The sequence below is a fragment of the Pseudoxanthomonas sp. CF125 genome (assembly GCF_900104085.1).
Lineage (GTDB): Bacteria > Pseudomonadota > Gammaproteobacteria > Xanthomonadales > Xanthomonadaceae > Pseudoxanthomonas_A.
Map to the genome: position 1 here is coordinate 672,173 of NZ_FNLD01000003.1, position 15,582 is coordinate 687,754.

11 protein-coding genes are annotated in these 15,582 nt (G+C 66.2%); 7 read left to right on the forward strand and 4 right to left on the reverse strand.

Annotated features, from left to right (window positions below; genetic code table 11):
* Positions 1-107: 107 nt before the first annotated feature.
* The 7 genes from recC (at position 108) to BLR66_RS16580 (ending at position 12,345) form a co-directional block, all read left to right on the forward strand.
* Positions 108-3,515, forward strand: coding sequence for an exodeoxyribonuclease V subunit gamma (gene recC, locus BLR66_RS16550; RefSeq protein WP_093289598.1), 3,408 nt, complete (start codon positions 108-110; stop codon positions 3,513-3,515).
* Complete coding sequence (recB, locus tag BLR66_RS16555; RefSeq protein WP_093289601.1) at positions 3,512-7,144, forward strand: exodeoxyribonuclease V subunit beta; 3,633 nt, start codon at positions 3,512-3,514, stop codon at positions 7,142-7,144. The genes recC and recB overlap by 4 nt, the downstream gene beginning before the upstream one ends.
* Complete coding sequence (locus BLR66_RS16560; RefSeq protein ID WP_093289604.1) at positions 7,141-9,120, forward strand: AAA family ATPase; 1,980 nt, start codon at positions 7,141-7,143, stop codon at positions 9,118-9,120. The genes recB and BLR66_RS16560 overlap by 4 nt, the downstream gene beginning before the upstream one ends.
* A gap of 40 nt (positions 9,121-9,160) precedes the next feature.
* The gene (folE, locus tag BLR66_RS16565; RefSeq protein ID WP_093289607.1) at positions 9,161-9,772 is read left to right on the forward strand and encodes a GTP cyclohydrolase I FolE; all 612 of its coding nucleotides are present in this window, start codon (positions 9,161-9,163) and stop codon (positions 9,770-9,772) included.
* Between the two features lie 3 nt (positions 9,773-9,775).
* A complete protein-coding gene (locus BLR66_RS16570) occupies positions 9,776-10,162 on the forward strand; it encodes a YchJ family protein (RefSeq protein WP_093289609.1) in 387 nt (128 codons plus the stop codon).
* Between the two features lie 63 nt (positions 10,163-10,225).
* Positions 10,226-11,497, forward strand: coding sequence for a TCR/Tet family MFS transporter (locus BLR66_RS16575; protein WP_093289612.1), 1,272 nt, complete (start codon positions 10,226-10,228; stop codon positions 11,495-11,497).
* 2 nt (positions 11,498-11,499) lie between these two features.
* The gene (locus BLR66_RS16580) at positions 11,500-12,345 is read left to right on the forward strand and encodes a D-hexose-6-phosphate mutarotase (protein ID WP_093289614.1); all 846 of its coding nucleotides are present in this window, start codon (positions 11,500-11,502) and stop codon (positions 12,343-12,345) included.
* A 24-nt stretch (positions 12,346-12,369) separates the two neighbouring features.
* On the opposite strand, the gene BLR66_RS16585 is transcribed toward BLR66_RS16580, so the two are convergent.
* The 4 genes from BLR66_RS16585 to BLR66_RS16600 all read right to left on the reverse strand — a co-directional run bounded on the left by BLR66_RS16585 (position 12,370) and on the right by BLR66_RS16600 (position 15,578).
* The gene (locus tag BLR66_RS16585; RefSeq protein ID WP_093289616.1) at positions 12,370-12,729 is read right to left on the reverse strand and encodes a hypothetical protein; all 360 of its coding nucleotides are present in this window, start codon (positions 12,727-12,729) and stop codon (positions 12,370-12,372) included.
* Between the two features lie 121 nt (positions 12,730-12,850).
* Positions 12,851-13,291, reverse strand: coding sequence for a PepSY domain-containing protein (locus BLR66_RS16590; RefSeq protein ID WP_093289619.1), 441 nt, complete (start codon positions 13,289-13,291; stop codon positions 12,851-12,853).
* Between the two features lie 225 nt (positions 13,292-13,516).
* Positions 13,517-14,698: a benzoate/H(+) symporter BenE family transporter gene (locus BLR66_RS16595; protein WP_093289622.1), complete on the reverse strand. Its 1,182-nt coding sequence runs from the start codon at positions 14,696-14,698 to the stop codon at positions 13,517-13,519.
* A 1-nt stretch (position 14,699) separates the two neighbouring features.
* A complete protein-coding gene (locus BLR66_RS16600; RefSeq protein WP_093289625.1) occupies positions 14,700-15,578 on the reverse strand; it encodes a methylglyoxal synthase in 879 nt (292 codons plus the stop codon).
* Positions 15,579-15,582 lie beyond the last annotated feature (4 nt).

Sequence of the window (15,582 nt, forward strand, 5' to 3'; positions counted from 1 at the left end):
TTTTTGCAACGCAGGCGACTGCTGGCCGGGCGTCTGCCCGTCCCAGCCCACCCCGATACAGGGGCGCGGTCGCGGCAGATGCGACGGCTCTGCGGCAAGATGACGGCATGCCCGAACGCCCGCAGGCCGATTTCCGGCTTTATCCCTCCAACGACCTGGACGTGCTGGCTGGCGTGCTGGGCGAGCTGTTGCGCGCGCCCGGCGACGGTGATTGGTGGCGCGAGGAATGGGTGCTGGTGCCGCAGTTCTCCATGCGCCGCTGGCTGCAGCAGTCGCTGGCCGAGCGGCTGGGCATCTGCGCCAATATCCGCTTCGTGACGCCGGGCGAGTTCGTCGAGCATGCGCTGGAGACCAACCTGGGCGCGGCGCCGCGCGCCGACCGCCTGATGCCCGAAGTCCTGCGCTGGCATCTATTGCGCGAATTGGAAACGAACCCGCCGCAGGAATTCGCCGGCTTCCTCTCCAGCACCGACCCCAGGCGGAACTGGTCGCTGGCTACCTCGCTGGCCGACAGTTTCGAGAAATACCAGGCGTGGCGCCGCGAGGATCTGCTGGGTTGGGAACGCCGCGCACCGCGTGACGATGCGCAGGCGCAATTGTGGAAACGGATCGGCGGCGGGCGCGCGCATCGTGCGCGGCGCATCGGCGAGTACCTGCAGCGGTTCGGCGGCGAGGGCGGTGAAATTCCCTCCGGCCTGCCTTCGCGCCTGTTCGTGTTCGCCTGCCAGAACATCTCGCCCGACGTACTGCAGGTCGTCGCCAGCCAGGCGCGCGCGGGCTGCCAGCATTTCTTCCTGCATACGCCGTCGCGCGCCTACTGGGGCGACCTGGACCGATGGGCAGCCGACTACCGTCCTGACCAGGACGACCGCTTCGGCGGCGAGAATCCTCTGCTGGCCGCGTGGGGCCAGGCCGGCCGCGATTTCATCGCCGCCCTGGGCAGCGGAGAAACCGTGCGTGCCCGTTTCGAAACGCCTGCCTTCACCCAGCCGCTTGCCGACACGCTGCTCGGCCGCGTGCAGACGGACGTGCTGGAAAACCGTGCGCCGCTTGCCGATGCGGTCGCTGGCGACCCGTGGCCCCGCCAGCAGGTCGATACCGCCGACGCCAGCCTGCAGTTCCACGCCTGCCACACCCGCCTGCGCGAAGTACAGGTGCTGCACGATCAGCTGCGCGCCTTGCTGGAAGAAAAAGCTGCGCCAGGCCGTGAGCGCATCGATCCGCGCGACATCGCCGTGCTGATGCCGGACGTGGACGCCTACGCGCCGCATGTGGAAGCCGTATTCGGCGGCGCGCTGGGAAGCTCGCGCGAAATTCCCTACACCATCGCCGATACCAGTCCGCTGGCCAGCGCGGCGATCGCCGAAGCCTTCCTGCGCCTGCTCAGACTGCCGATGCAGCCGCTGACGCTGACCGACGTGATCGACCTGCTGGCGGTGCCGGCGCTGGCCGAACGTTTCGACGTGGACGACGCCGACCGCGCGCGGCTGCAGGACTGGTTGCAGGTCAGCGGCGCGCGCTGGGGTCTGGATGGCGCGGACCGCGAACGCCACAACGCCAGTGGGGAAAGCGCCTACACCTTCGAATTCGCACTGGATCGTTTGCTGCTGGGCATGGCCAGCGGTGCGGACGACATGATCGCCGGCGTCGCGCCGTGGCCGGAGCTGGAAGGGCAGTCCACGCAGTCGCTGGACGCGCTGGTGCGGCTGCTGGCCGCATTGCGCAGCTACGGCACGCGCCTGCAAGGGCCGCATGCGCCGGGCGAATGGTCGGAGTTGCTGGCCGACATGATCGCCGCCTTGTTCGCCGCCGAGCCGCGCGATCCTTCCGAGCGCGCGGTGCTGGAGCGCCTGCACCAGGCGGTGGCCGGCTTCGCCGACAGCGCGTACCTGGCCGCGTTCGAGCAACCGGTGGCGCACAGTGTCGCCCTTGATCACTTCCAGGCCGAACTGTCCGGCAGCGATGCGCGCGCGCCGTTCCTGTCCGGCGGGGTGTGCTTCGGCAAGATGGTGCCGATGCGCTTGATCCCGTTCCGCGTGATCTGCGTGCTGGGCATGGAGGAAGCGGCCTTCCCCGCACGCGACGGGCGCGATCCGGTCAACCGCATCAACCAGGCGCTGGACAGCGCGCAGCGCCGCGTCGGCGATCCTTCGCGGCGGGATGCGGACCGTTATCTGTTCCTGCAGCTGTTCTCGTCCGCCAGCCGCGTTTTCTACCTCAGCTGGATAGGCATGGACGCGCGCGACGGCAGCAAGCGCGAACCTTCGATGCTGGTTTCCGAGCTTCTCGACGTCGCGGTGCGTTATCACCAGGGTGAAGGCGGGCAAGCCAACGGGGAACCGGTACGCGAGCGGCTGATCGTGCGGCACGCATTGCAGCCGTTCTCGCCCGCGGCGTTCGGTGCGGCGTTGCCGGAGGAAAGGCAGGGCGATGCGCGCCGTTTCAGTTACGACGCGCGCTGGCATCCGGCCGCCGATGCGGCCATCGGCAGCGACGAGCGCAAAGTTTTCGCGCCCGCGCGCCTGCTTCGCCAGCAAGAACCGGAAACCACCGTTTCGCTCGCGCAGTTGCGCGGTGCGCTGATGCGGCCGCACGAGTTCTATCTGCAGCAAGGCGTGGGTCTGCGCCTGCCGGAGGAAGAAGCGGCGCTCGAAGAGCACGAACCGTTCGGCACGCCCGACGCGCTGGCGCGGTACGGTTTGCGCCAGCGCGTTTTCGACAGCTGGTGCGAATCTGGCCAGGCACCGGATCTACGATCGCTGCAATCGCAATTGCTGGCGCGCGGCCTGCTTGCGCCGGGCGCCGACGGAGTGGCGGTGTTGCAAGGAGTGATGGAGGAAGTGGCGCCGTTCGCCGAAGCTGCGGTGCAGGCCGGCTTCGCAGGCGCCAGCGATTCGATGCCGTTCGAGTTGCCGCTGCGGGAAGGCGTGCTGATGGGCGCGCTGGATCGCATCTATCCGCAGGGCGCGCATCTGCAAGGCGTGCATTCGCAAGGTGTGTTCCGCGCGGTGCTCAATCCCAATGGGCGGCATGGCGGCCACGCAGTGAGGCATGGGCTCGACTGGCTGGTCGCTTCCGTGCACGGACTGCCGCTGTACGAACTGTCCGCGGAAAAGAAAGGCGCGACGCCGCAGATATTGGTGCGGCCTCCCTTGCCGCCGGATGACGCGCGACGGGCATTGTCTTCGTTGCAGGCATTGCGTGGTTACGGCATGGGCCGGCCTTTGTGCTTCCTTCCCAAGAGCGGCTATGCCTGGTGGCTGACCGCCCAGGCCGATCCCGGCAAGGCGTTGGCCGAAGCGCAGAAGGTGTGGGGCGGCGGCGACGACGACTTCGGCGGGCCCGGCGAAGCGCAGGCTGCGACCCTCATGGCCCTGCGCGGACGCGATCCTTTCCTGGATGGCGATGCGGATTCCCTCGATGCATTCGAACTCTTGTCGCACCTGATCTTCAGCGCGGTCGAACGCGGCGAAGCCTTCGCTGAGGAAGCTCTGACAGGAGCGAGGCTGCCATGAGCGAGGCCGTGTTCGACATCGACCTGCACCAGCGCAACCTGATCGAAGCCAGCGCCGGTACCGGAAAGACCTACGCGTTGGCCGGCCTGTTCGCGCGCGCGGTGATCGCCGAGCGCTTGCGCGTGCCGCAGATCCTGGCGGTGACCTATACCGTCGCCGCCACCCAGGAACTGCACGAACGCGTGCGCCTGCGTCTGAAGCAGGCGCTCGATCTCGCCCATGCCTGGCGCGAGGGCGACGGCGAAACCCATGCAGGCGACGCTGCGGAGACAGCGATGCTCCGCCGCTTGCTCCATCGGTCGCTCACGGCCGAACCGCGCGAATCGTTGCCCGCGCTGCGCCAGCGGCTTGCGCGCGCGCTGCGCGAAATGGACCTTGCGGCCATCGCCACCATTCACGGCTTCTGTCAGCGCGTGTTGCGCGAGCATGCGTTGGATACGCAGCAACCGCTGATCGCTTCGGAGCTGGAAACCGGCAGCGCCGCGCATCGCGAAAAACTGGCGGCGGACGTGTGGCGCGCGTTCTCGCAGGACCAGGAGGGCGCGGCTTTCCTGCGCCGCCGGTTCGGACGGTTGCAAGACCTGGCCCGGAGTCTGCGCGAACTGCTTGCGCCCGAGCCGCTGCTTCCGCCCGCACCGCAGACGTTGACCGATCCGCGGCCGCAGTTGATGCAGGCGTGGGCGCAGGTCTGCCATCTGTTCACCCTGCACGGAGAGTCGGCATGCGGAAAAATAGACGAAGCCATCGCCGACTCGGTGCTCAACGCCAGCCAGTACAAGGCCGAACATGCCTCTTCGCTGCGCCGCTGGCTGCAATCCGTTACGCGCTCGCCGTCGCCCCCGCTCGAGCTGCATCCCAAGTTGCACAAGTTCATCCCCGCCGCGCTAGAAAAAGGCACGCTCAAGGCCAAGGCCGGGCGTACTCCGCAATCGCCCTTGTTCGATGGCTTCCAGCCGCTGGTCGATGCAGTGGCCGCCGTCGAGCTTTGGCGCGAGGCGCACGACCTGCAACAGCTGCACGCGCTTCGGGCCGATGCGGTGCGGCGCGAGCGTGCCCGAAAGCAGGCTTTCAACGTACGCGACTACGACGACCTGATCGGCGAATTGCACGAAGCGGTGGCCAGCGATCCGGGAACGCTGGCCGGCGCATTGCGCAAACAGTTCCCCTGCGTGCTGGTCGACGAATTCCAGGACACCGACGCACGCCAGTGGGAAATCTTCTCGCGGCTGTTCGGCGAGGGTAGCCTGATCCTGGTCGGCGATCCCAAGCAGGCGATCTATCGTTTCCGCGGCGGCGACGTGAACACCTACGTGAAGGCCGCGGACACCGCCCAGCGCGAAAGCGCGCTGGACCGCAATTTCCGTTCCCGGCCCTGCGTGATCGATGCGGTCAACACCCTGTTCCAGTCGATGCCGGAAGGCTCGTTGGGCGAGGGCATCGCTTTCCTGCCCACCGAAGCGGGCGGCAAGGCCAGCGATTCGGATTTCCTGCTGGATAATCGGCCCGCTCCTGCGATCCATTTCCATGCGATTCCCCTTTCGGAAAACGGCAAGGACTACACCAAGCCCGTCTCCGTGCGTATGGCCGCCGAACTCTGCGCCGACGAAATTATGCAACGACTGCGGCCTTCCTCCGGATCGTCGATGAAAGACCGGCGTACGCAGACGATGAGGCCGCTGCAACCACGGGATTTCGCCGTGCTGGTGCGCGACCATCGCCAGGCCGCCGAGATCCGGCACGCGTTGTCGTTACGCGGCGTACCGGCGGTCGCTTCCGGCAAGGAAAGCCTGTACCAGAGCGAAGAAGCACAGGACCTGCTGACCTTGCTGCTGGCGCTGCGTTCGCCGGGCGACGACCGCCGTTTGCGCGCCGTGCTGGCGACGCCGCTACTGGGATGGGACGCGCAGCGCATCGTCGCGCTGGATATCGAATCGCACCATCAGCGCGATGAGGGCTTGAGCGCCGGCGACGCCCCCGCATCGAGTGCGGGGCAGGCTCTACGGCAATGGCAGCAGGATCTGGTGGCCTGGCGCACGCGCTGGGAGCGGCATGGTCCGCAGGCGATGCTGGCCGAAGTGCTGGCCGCCAACGCCGAGCGTCTGCTGCAACAGGCCGGCGGCGAGCGTCGCCTGACCAACTACCTGCAGCTGGGCGAATTGATGCAATCCGCATCGGGGCGCAATCTGGGCACGCAAGGCCAGCTGGATGCGTTGCGCCACGACATCGTCCATGCCGACGGCGAGAACGAAGCGCAGCAGCCGCGCCTGGAATCCGATGCCGGCCGCGTGCAGATCCTCACCCTGCACAAGAGCAAAGGCCTCGAGTTTCCGCTGGTGTACCTGCCCTTCGCAGGGATCGGCCGGCAGGAAAGGGTCGGCGGGCTGGCCATGTACACCGATGAAAGCGGACAGCGCGTGCGCCAATGGGAAACCGCCCAGGTCTTCGCTGGCGCGCCCGCCTGGACCGATGCCAGGCGACTGCACCTGAAAGAAGAAGCCGCCGAGGACATGCGCCTGCTGTACGTCGGCTTGACCCGCGCCAGCGAGGCGTTGTGGGTATGCTGCGGCCCGCTGTCGCAGCACGGCAACGCGGCGCTGAATCGACTGATGGGCGCCGCTGCGCCTACGCCGGAATTGAGAGCAAGGCTGGGCGATAAAGCCACTTTCAGCGAAGGCCTTCCGCCCGCCGGTAAACCCGCGCGCTTGCCGCCGCTGTCCGCCGAACGCGTGCCCGAGTCACGCACGGCGCAACGCCGGTTGCATCGCGACTGGTGGATCCACAGCTTCAGCCAGCTGCACAAACAGCAGTCGCACGGCGCCAGCGCGATGATCGAAACGCTTCCCGCCGATGACGAAGCGCCCTCCACTCCCCTCGCGCCCTCGCAACCGCGTCAATTCTCCGGCTCGCGCTTCGGCAACGTGCTGCACCATGCCCTTGAGCATGTCGACTTCGCCGCGTGGCGCGATCACGCAGGCGAGCGGCCACCGGCTTCGCAGGAGCGTTTCCTCATCGATGCGCTCAACAGCCAGGGCTATCCGCAACGCATGCACGAAGCCGGCATCCGCGAGCTGGCGCCGCTGGTCGCCCGCACGCTCAACGCCGCGTTGCCCGAAGGCGTGCGCCTGTGCGATCTGCCGGCGGAAGCGCGCCTGGTCGAACTGGAATTCCATTTGGCTTTGCGCGGCGCCACCAGCCATGCCTTCCTTGAGCTGCTGCATCGCCACGGCGTGGCCCTGGACCGCAACGACTTCGGCGTCTGGACGCAGCTCAGCGGCCTGATGAACGGCAAGATCGACCTGACCTATCGCCATGGCGGGCGCGTCTACGTGATGGACTACAAGTCCAACGACCTGCCGGCCTACGACGCGGCCACGCTCGCGCACACCATGGCTGCGAGCGAGTACGACCTGCAGGCCTTGCTCTATACCTTGGCCGTGCATCGCTGGATGCGGTTGCGGCTGGGCCCGTCCTACGACTACGACCGCGATTTCGGCGGCGTGCGCTATGTGTTCTGTCGTGGCCTGGATGCCGCCGATCCGGCGCGAGGTATGTTCGTGCCGCGCTTCGCGCGCAAACTGGTCGAGGCGGTGGATGCCCTGCTGGTGTCGCCGATGGAGCAGGCGGCATGAAGCTGATCGCGCATCTGCAGCGTTCGCAAGACAGCCTTCGCGCGGTGGACATCGCATTGGCGGATACCCTTCGCCGGTTGGATCCGGCGTCGGATGAGCTTGTGCTCGCCGGTGCGGCATTGGCTTCGCTGGCCGTCGGCACCGGTCATACGGCCTGCGCTCCGGCACGGCTGCAACTGCTGCTGGGAAGCGTGCCGGGTTTGCCCGAAGCGGACGAATGGATCGCGGCCTGGCGTGCATCGCCTTGGGTGAGCGAACCTGAAGCGGACGCCGTCGCACCTGCCTCGTTCCCCTTGGTGCTGGAAAACGGATTGCTGTACCTGCGTCGTTATCGCGAATACGAACGCGGCCTGGCTTCCTGCCTCAAGCGCCTGGCGGCGCAGTCGCCCACCGGTGCCGACCTTGCGGCGATACGGCCGCTGTTCGACGCGTTGTTCCCGGGCGCGCAAGACGGCGATCGCCAGGCGCGTGCGGCGGCACTGGCTCTGGTGCAGTCGCTGCTGCTGATTACCGGCGGCCCGGGCACCGGCAAGACCACCACCATCGCGCGCCTGTTGCTGCTGCTGATCGCGCAGGCCGATGCCGATGGCGCCGCGTTGCGTATCGCGCTGGCCGCGCCGACCGGCCGCGCCGCCGACCGCATGTCGGAGAGCCTGCATGCCGCCGTCGCCAATCTGCAAACCTCGCCGCTATTGCAGTCGAAGTGGCTGGCTGCGCTGCCGCGGCAGGCCAGCACGCTGCATCGCCTGCTCGGCAGCCGGCCGGGCAGTCCGCGTTTCCAGCATCATGCCGGCCAGCCGTTGCCGTTCGACGTGATCGTGGTCGATGAAGCCTCGATGGTGGACATGCCGTTGATGAGCAAGCTGGTGGATGCCGTGGCCGACGGCGCGCGGCTGATCCTGCTCGGGGACCGCGACCAGTTGCCTTCCGTGGAAGCAGGCGACGTACTGGCCGCCATCGGCGATGCCGCGGGCGATGGAGACACGCTTCCCGAAGCGCTGGCCTCCTCGTTGTCGCCGTTGTTGCCGGTCGTCCCGCGTAGGAGCGACGGTAGGAACGATCGTAGGAGCGACGTAAGTCGCGAAACGACCTCAACGATTCCCGAACAGAGCGATATGTTCGATTCCAGGAATGTGGGCCCTTCCATCGCGACTCACGCCCCGAAGGAAGTCTCCTTGGGGGACGTCGCTCCTACGGCCGCGCCTGCGCTGGAACGTTCGCCGCTGTTCGGCCATCGCGTTCAACTCCTGCGCGGTTATCGCCAGTCCGCCGAGTTGGATTTGTCCCCGCTGGCCAACGCGGTGCGCGAAGGCGATGCCGACGCCGCGCTGGGCCACCTGCGCGACGGCCGGTTGCGCGGCGTGCATTTCCACGAGGAGGCGGGCAATCCCCTGGCTTCAGATTCCCGCAGCGTCCTGCTTGCGCACTGGCGTGCGCTGGCGGCGGAAGCCGATCCTGCCGCAGCGTTGAAGGCGGCCGACCGCCTGCGCCTGCTGACGGCCTTGCGCGAAGGTCCACAAGGCGCCTCCACGCTCAACGCGCAGATCGAAGAAGCGCTGGCCGGCGCGCAACGCGAAACCTATTTCCATGGCCGCCTGCTGCTGGTCACCGAGAACAGTTACCGGCATGGCCTGTTCAACGGCGACGTAGGCATCTGCCTGCGCCAGGTGGACGGCAACGTCGCGGTTTTCTTCTCCAATGGCGGGCAGGACGTGCGCGCTTTCCACCCGGCCGCACTGCCGGCGCACGCCAGCGCGTTCGCGCTGACCGTGCACAAGGCGCAGGGTTCGGAATTCGACCAGGCCTGGATCGTGCTGCCGCAGCAGGATGCGCGCACACTGACCCGCGAACTGCTTTACACCGCGCTGACCCGCGCACGCAATCAGGTGCATCTGTTCGCGCGCGAAGACATCCTGCGGACCTTGCTTGCGCGCAAGGCCCAGCGGGTCACCGGGCTGGCGGAAAGGCTGGCCTGATGCGTTACCATCCACGCCCCCGCACGGGATTCTTCCGCCCATGAGCAACCACAAGAAAACACCCGCAAAATCCGCCGTCACCAAAGACCAGGCCGAAGCTGCCGTACGCACGCTGTTGGCCTGGGCCGGCGAAGACCCGACCCGCGAAGGCCTGCTGGACACGCCCAAGCGCGTGGTCGAAGCCTACGGCGACTGGTACAGCGGCTACGCCGAGGATCCGCGCGAATTCCTGGAACGCACCTTCAAGGAGGTGGCCGGCTACGACGAGATGATCGTGCTGCGCGACATCGAATTCGAAAGCCATTGCGAGCACCACATGGCGCCGATCATCGGCAGGGCGCACGTGGGCTACCTGCCCGACGGTAAGGTAGTGGGCATCAGCAAACTGGCGCGGGTGGTGGAAACCTACGCGCGCCGCTTCCAGGTGCAGGAAAAGATGACCGCGCAGATCGCCGGCTGCATCCAGGACGTGCTGCAGCCGCTGGGCGTGGGCGTGGTGGTGGAAGGCATGCACGAATGCATGACAACCCGCGGCATCCACAAGCGCGGCGTCAGCATGATCACTTCCAAAATGTTAGGCAGCTTCCGCGAGGATGCGCGCACGCGTGCGGAGTTCCTGCGTTTCATCGAGGCGGGGAACGGGAAGCGTTGATCGGTGGCCGCGTCGTCGTGTCCTTGCGGCTCCGACCGTGACTATTCGCAATGCTGCCGTCTGCTGCACGATGGGGCGCCAGCGGCCGATGCCGAAGCGCTCATGCGTTCGCGCTATAGCGCTTATGCGCTGGGATTGGGCCAGTACCTGCTCGACAGCTGGCACGCCAGTACGCGGCCTGTGGAATTCGATCTGGATGCCGCGGACCCGCCGGCGACTTGGTTGGGCTTGAGCGTCAAGCGCCATCAGCGAACCAGCGCAGACACCGCTGAAGTGGAATTCATCGCACGTTACCGCGTAGGCGGCGGCAGTGCGGTGCGATTGCATGAACGCAGCCGGTTTCAACTCGTCCATGGCCACTGGTTCTATCTGGATGGCCAACATCTGTAGCTCGGTGAGGGTTCGCTACGGATTTCCCGCTAAACTGCGGCCTTTCTGTCGACCGGCTTTCCTGTGAACGCAACTAACCAGACATCCGGCAAACGCAACGCCGCACTCATATTCATCTTCGTCACCGTGCTGATCGACGTGCTGTCGTTCGGCGTGATCATTCCCGTGCTTCCTCATCTGGTGCAAGATTTCGTCGGCGGCAGCATCTCCGAAGCCGCGATCTGGGTCGGCATCTTCGGCATGGTGTTCGCGGGTGTGCAGTTTGTGAGCTCGCCGATCCAGGGCGCATTGTCGGACCGCTTCGGCCGGCGTCCGGTGATCCTGCTCTCGTGCCTGGGGCTGGGCCTGGACTTCATCTTCATGGCGCTGGCCAACTCGCTGCCATGGCTGATGATCGGCCGCATCATTTCGGGCATCGCCTCGGCCAGCTTCACCACCGCCAACGCCTACATCGCCGACATCACTCCGCCGGAGCAGCGCGCCAAGGCGTTCGGCATGATCGGCGCCGCTTTCGGTCTGGGTTTCATCATCGGACCGCTGATCGGCGGCCAGCTCGGCGAAATAAGCCTGCGGCTGCCGTTCTGGTTCGCAGCGGGATTGGCGTTGCTGAATTTCCTGTACGGCTGGTTCGTGCTGCCCGAGTCGCTGCCCAAGGAAAAGCGCGCCAGGCGGTTCGATTGGTCGCACGCCAATCCGTTCGGTTCGATGCTGCTGTTGAAAAGCTATCCGCAGGTATTCGGTTTGGCTGCGGTGGTGCTGCTGGCGAACCTGGCGCACTACATCTATCCCAGCGTGTTCGTGCTGTTCGCCGACTATCGCTACCAGTGGGGTCCGCGCGAAGTGGCCTGGGTGCTGGCCATGGTCGGTGTGTGCAGCGTGATCGTGCAGGCCGGCCTGATCGGGCCGCTGGTCAAGCGCATGGGCGAGCGCCGTGCATTGCTGTTCGGGCTCGCCTGCGGCGTGGCCGGGTTCGTGATCTATGGTTTCGCCTCGGTGGGTTGGGTGTTCCTGATCGGCATTCCGATCAGCGCGTTGTGGGGAATGGCCGGCCCGGCGACGCAGGCATTGATCACGCGTCAGGTCGGCGCTGACGTGCAGGGCCGCATACAGGGTGCACTGATGAGTCTGGTGAGCCTGGCCGGCGTGTTCGGCCCGATGCTGTTCGCGGGCACCTTCGCGCTGTTCATCGGCCAACGCGCACCCATGCACTTGCCCGGTGCGCCGTGGCTGCTGGCGGGGGGATTGCTGTTCGGCGCGTTACTGGTGGCGTGGCGTTATGCGCGCGAACGCCCCACGACTGTCGCCGCCTGGTCGGGCGCGGAGCAGGAGCCTTGAATATGGAAGCAGGCCAGTTCCATGGCATCCCCGCGCTGCTGATCGACGCCCCCCTGGCCAGCGCCGCGATCTCGTTGCATGGCGGCCAGTTGCTGTCTTACGCGCCAAGGGGTTTCGACGACTTGCTGTGGCTCTCGCCGGTCAGCAAACGCGCGCCCGACGCGATCCGCGGCGGCGTGCCGGTGTGCTGGCCGTACTTCGGCCGCCAGGGGCAATCGGCGAATGCGCCGCAACACGGCTTCGCGCGCAACACCCAGTGGACGATGACGGACTCGAACCTCGATTCCGAAGGCGCAGCGACGATCGAACTGGCCCTGCCCGAACGCGCGGACACTCCGCTGCGATTGAAGCAGACGCTGCATATCGGCCATGAACTGCGTCAGTCGTTGACCACGCGCAATACCGGTGCGGAAACGGTCGTGTTTACCCAGGCGCTGCATACCTATTTCCATGTCGGCGATGCCGAACGCGCGCGGGTGAGCGGGCTGGATGGATTGACCTATGCGGACAAATACGACGGCGACGAGCACCTGCAATCGGGAGAATGGAACCTGCAGGATCCGCGCGATCCCGGCCGCAGCGACCGCATCTACCACCGCACCGGCAATCGCTTCGCGTTGATCGATCCGGTACTGGGCCGCCGCATCGACTTGACCACATCGGGCAGCCGTTCGCTGGTGGTCTGGAATCCGGGCGCGTCCGGCATCGCCGCAATCGGCGATGCGCCGGCCGACGGCTGGCACCGATTCGTATGCCTGGAAGCGGCCAATGCGAGTGAGGACGCGATTTCGCTGGCAACCGGACAAACGCACACTTTGCAACAAACGGTCAGCGCAGTCCGCCTGTAGGACAAAACCCTTACAGGAGGCGGGTCACAGGCCCTGCTTCACGAACTCCGCATTCAGTGCGTACACCAGTTTGCCCACTTCGGGCGTCAGGCAGGTATTGAAGGTCGCGGGATTATTGCAGCGGCCGTCGACATCGGCGGAAACCTTCTTCAAGCCATAATCGGCCAGGATCTGTCGCGCCTTCACGAAGCAGGCCTGGCCCGGGGATCCGGTCAGCAGGTTGCCGTGTTTGGTGCTGCAGTAAGTCATGGCGGACGCCAATGCGGCCGAATTGATCGCGTATAGCGATGGGCTGACCTTGGGGGATGCGGGCGCTGGCGCGGTCTGGGCGCTGGCGGCCGCGCTGATGGCGAGCAGGGTGGCGATGAGGCTGCGCTTCAACATGGGAATGTCCTCTGGGTCAGGGCATTGTCGGACGCAAACCGCCTCTGCGCCAGTCCACTTCGCTCCAAAAAGGGAAGGCCGCATCGCTGCGGCCTTCCCCTTGTTCACGAGTCGCGCGGACTCAGTCGTTTTCGACGTGCAGGACGTGTCCGTCCTTCGGATCGAGATGGATCTCGACATCGTTGCCGTCGGCGCGTTCGGCTTCGGCTTTCCACACGCCGTCGTCGAAGTCGACGTCATGCACCTTCGAGTAGCCGGCCGCCGACAGTTTGGCTTTGACATCGTCCTCGCTCAGCGTGGATACCAATGCCTCGGCGTAGATCCTGCTGGTGGCCGGGTCCACGCGCACATCGACACGGTTTCCATCGGCGCTGGTGGCGTCGGTTTCCCAGGCGCCATCTTCGAAGTCCAGATCGTCGATGCGGGTATAGCCCTTCTCCGTCAGCAGCGCGCGGACTTGCGGTTCGGTGAGCGCATCGGCCTTGGGGCTTTGCGCCAGAGCTGCGCCGGAGGCGGCCAGTGCGGCAGACAGCAACAATATTCGTGGTTGGAACTTGCGCATGGATTTTCTCCCGCGTTGGAATGAGCAGCGAGTGTGCCGATGCGTATCGGACTGCCGCATGAACTCACACCCCCTGCACATTGCTGAGCAAATGCAAACGGAAAAGGCGCATGGGCGCGTAGGAGCGACGTGAGTCGCGAAGGCATCCTTCGCTCATCTATCTCAATCATCCATTCATGCACGGTTTTAGGCGATGGATTCGCGACTCACGTCGCTCCTACGCATTCAGATTTTCCGCCGCCAGACCAGCAAGGTGACCGCGCCGGCGACGAGTCCCCAGAACGCCGAACCGATGCCGCCCAGCGAAATGCCGGAAGCCGTCACCAGGAAAGCGATCAGTGCCGGCTCGCGATCGCTTTCCTCGCGCATCGCCGCCGCCAGGCTGTTGCCGATGGTGCCGAACAGGGCGAGCCCGGCGATGGCCATCACCAGCTCTTTCGGAAACGCCGCGAACACCGCCGCGACCGTGGCGCCGAACAGGCCGACCAGTACATAGAACAGGCCCGCGAACACCGCGGCCACATAACGGCGTTCCGGATCCTGATGCGCTTCGCGGCCCATGCAGATCGCCGCGGTGATCGCAGCCAGGTTCAAGGCGAACGCACCGAACGGCGCCAACAGCACGTTGGCCACGCCGGTCCAGCCGATCACGGGCGAAATCGGCACCTCATAACCAGAAGCGCGGATCACGGCCACGCCCGGCACGTTCTGCGAGGTCATGGTGACGATGAACAACGGCAGCGCAATGCCGAACACCGAAGCCAACGACAACGACGGCAGGGTGAACACGGGGCGTGCGAATTCCAGCCGCACTCCGTCGACATGCAGCAAGCCGGTGGCGCCGGCGATGGCGATGCCCATCACCAGCGTCGCGATCACCGCATAGCGCGGGAACAGGCGGCGCCCGCACAGATAGGTCACGAACATGGTCAAGGCCATGCCCAGCTGGGTTTGCATGGAGACGAACACATCCAGCCCGAAGCGCAGCAGCACGCCGGCCAGCATGCCCGATGCCAGCGAGGCCGGAATGCGGTTCAAGCTGCGTTCGAACACACCGCTGAAGCCGGCGATGGCCATCAGCAAAGCCGACAGCACGAAGGCGCCGATCACTTCCGGATAAGGCAGCCCCGCAGTGCTGGCGATAAGCATCGCCGCACCGGGCGTGGACCATGCTGTCACTACCGGCATGCGGTAGCGCAGCGACAGGCCGATGCAGGTCAGGCCCATGCCCAGACCCAGCGCCCACATCCACGAAGCGATCTCCGCTTCCGATGCGCCCAGCGCCTGCGCAGCCTGGAACACGATCACCGCCGAGGCGGTGAAGCCCACCAGCACGGTGACGAAACCTGCGGCGACGGCGGAAAGAGAGAAATCGCGAAGCAGGCGCGGCGAAGAAGAACCGGTCATGTCAGGCACCGCGCCCGGCGCGTAGCGCCACCGCCTGCAGCCAGCGGCGGGCGACGACGGGCGAGGTCGTGCAGACCGCATCGTCGGTCACCGTGGTGACGGCGCGCTCCAGCAACTGGATATCGGCTTCGTGCTGCCGGGCGACATGCGGATCTTCGAAGAAGACCACGCGCTGGCACCGGCGCTCCAGTACACGGTCGGCGATCTGCGCATCGCCGCCCATGGGCCCGCTCTGGTAGCGCTCGGCCCACAGGCGGTCGTGCGGCCAGCCAAGGCTCCAGGCCAGTTCGTTGAGGCGCTGGCCGGTGGTGCCGGTGGCGACCCGGTGCGCAAAGCGCGACAACGCATCGAAATGTTCGGCCGCGAATGCCAGCATCTGCGGCTTCATCGCGTCGTGTGCGATCAGCGCCAGCGTTTGCGTTTCCAGTGCATGGAAGCGATCCGCACCGGGGTCCGGTGCAAAGCCGGCGTGGATGCGTTCCATCTCGATCCAGTCGCGCGCCGAGGCGACCGTGGACAGGAAAGGTTTGCCGTGGATCACGCATTGGCGCTTGAGCGCGGTCGCTTCCGGAAAAATGGAGGAAGGGTCCACCGGATCGATCAGGTAGATGGCGCCATCCAGGCTGCGCTCGGCGCCTTCCAGGCCCACCACTTCGGCGACCAGCTTCATCAGGCCGCCTTCGCGGCCATAGGGATAACGCCGCAGGCCCGCGTAGTCGACGAGCATGCCGGCCGTGGCGATGGCATCGTGGGTACGACCGATCGCATGCAGGCCCAGCTTCAACTCGCGGATGCCGGCTTCGCAGGCGCGCAGCCAGCGGAACAGGGCCGCGTCCTGGTTCTGATGGTGCAGGCGATTGGCTGCAAGGCCCAGGCGCATGGGG